Origin of the sequence: Microcoleus sp. Z1_A1 (assembly GCF_036700305.1) — a bacterium.
Taxonomy (GTDB): Bacteria; Cyanobacteriota; Cyanobacteriia; order Cyanobacteriales; family Microcoleaceae; genus Microcoleus.
In genome coordinates, this window is the sequence record NZ_JAUBOR010000028.1 from 8815 (window position 1) to 10359 (window position 1545).

Genomic DNA, 1545 nt, shown 5'->3' on the forward strand with positions numbered 1-1545 from the left:
CCCTCCCCTTGACAAGCCGAATTTATCCGTGGGGTCAATGCCTCAATTCTAAAATCTAAAATCTAAAATCTAAAATCGCGCAATCGATTGACTCTTGCTCCCTCCCCTTGACAAGGGGAGGGTTCAGGTGGGCTTTTCAGTAAATTTGACCAGTAAATTTGACCAGTAAATTTGACAAAAAGTCTATTAGTCTTTCAAGAATATCTGCGGCTAGCCGAGTCGGTGATGCTGTTCTAATTCTAAACTAGAGTCCTCATCTTTTTTGGGAACCAGAAGCGTATTTTCGCTGCTCGGTTGCAACACGGCTTTAATCACTTGGAGAAAACGGTTAGGCTTTTTGGTTTGACCGTTGAGAGTGCGGCGGTCTTGCACTTTTTTAGAAAGGTGCCGCATCACAGATAAATCGAGTTCATCGATGAAATGGTCTGCTATACGTTCTCCCATTAAATCAATAGCTTCAGCATACTGATCGGTCAGCGTTTCTATAGCATCGTATGCTTCGTCAGCAACTTGACTTGCTACTGTTTTATTTTGGTCGCCCGGTGTCTGGGAATTGGTGCGGCGTCGGTCTAAAAGACTTTGGTACTCAGCAATGCTCATTCCCAAATTGTAGAGATGGTGGTGAGCGTGATCCATCAAATCTACTTCACTGGGATAGAAGAAACCACGGGTGCTGTTGATGCCGTGCAGTTTTGCCCAACGCCGCAGAGTTGTCTCATCTTGCAGTTGGTATCGCTCCAACATTTGAGCTGTGTTCAGCTCTACTTCTGGCGTAACTTTGAAATCGCTCATCGGTAAATCCTCGGTGGTGAGTAAATAAATAAATTTGAAACTTAGAATCTGTGATTTGCGTACAGTCTGAAAATGACGATCGATCCTTTGACGGCATTCACGGAAGTCTTGCGGGCATTTGCTGTCGATCGTGCGATCGTGCGATCGAGTCAGAGGATTTCAGGGTAGCGTACTTTTGGGCTTTGTCTCGATCGCATCCGGGAGCAAGCACACAGGGTTAATAATATAGCTGATTTATGGTTTCAACAACCGTTAAAAATAGTAAAGTTTAATTTTTAGGGTTGAATTATTAGTAATGTTGAGCTATAATATTCTCAATAACCGTGCAATTAGTAATTTTAGTAGTTGCAAACGAGATTCTTAGTATGCCTGTATACGATTATTTGTGTCCCGAAAACAACCAGCAGTTAGAAGTTTGGCACAGCATGAACCTGGAAGTTTCGACTTGGGGCCAACTGTGCGAGTTGGCGAAGCGCGAACCCGGGGAGACTCCCGCAGATGCGCCGGTACGCCGACTGCTGAGCGCTCCGAGGTTGATGAAGCCGACATCCGACACCGATTATAAAAATCAGGGGTTCAGCAAGTACGTGAAGCGGGATGAAGGGGTTTATGAAAATGTCACGGCTAAGGATGGTGAAAGCCGTATTGTCAATCGAGATGGTAAGCCGATTAAAGACTGAACTCGGTAATTGGTAATTGGTAATCGGTAATTGGTAATTGGTAATTGGTAATTATTCCTAATGACTAATGACT

General features: G+C 44.2%; 2 protein-coding genes. One reads left to right on the forward strand and one right to left on the reverse strand.

The annotated features are described in order from the left end of the window. Positions 1-210: 210 nt before the first annotated feature. Complete coding sequence (locus QT973_RS18365) at positions 211-792, reverse strand: hypothetical protein (RefSeq protein ID WP_333052017.1); 582 nt, start codon at positions 790-792, stop codon at positions 211-213. 365 nt (positions 793-1157) lie between these two features. Between QT973_RS18365 and QT973_RS18370 the strand changes: the two genes are divergently transcribed. After that, complete coding sequence (locus QT973_RS18370) at positions 1158-1472, forward strand: zinc ribbon domain-containing protein (protein ID WP_333052014.1); 315 nt, start codon at positions 1158-1160, stop codon at positions 1470-1472. Positions 1473-1545 lie beyond the last annotated feature (73 nt).

What these genes read in the sequence shown, in the direction of transcription:
- QT973_RS18370 (WP_333052014.1), top strand. Translation starts at nt 1,158, where the DNA reads ATGCCTGTATACGATTATTTGTGTCCCGAAAACAACCAGCAGTTAGAA.
- QT973_RS18365 (WP_333052017.1), bottom strand. Translation starts at nt 792, where the DNA reads ATGAGCGATTTCAAAGTTACGCCAGAAGTAGAGCTGAACACAGCTCAA.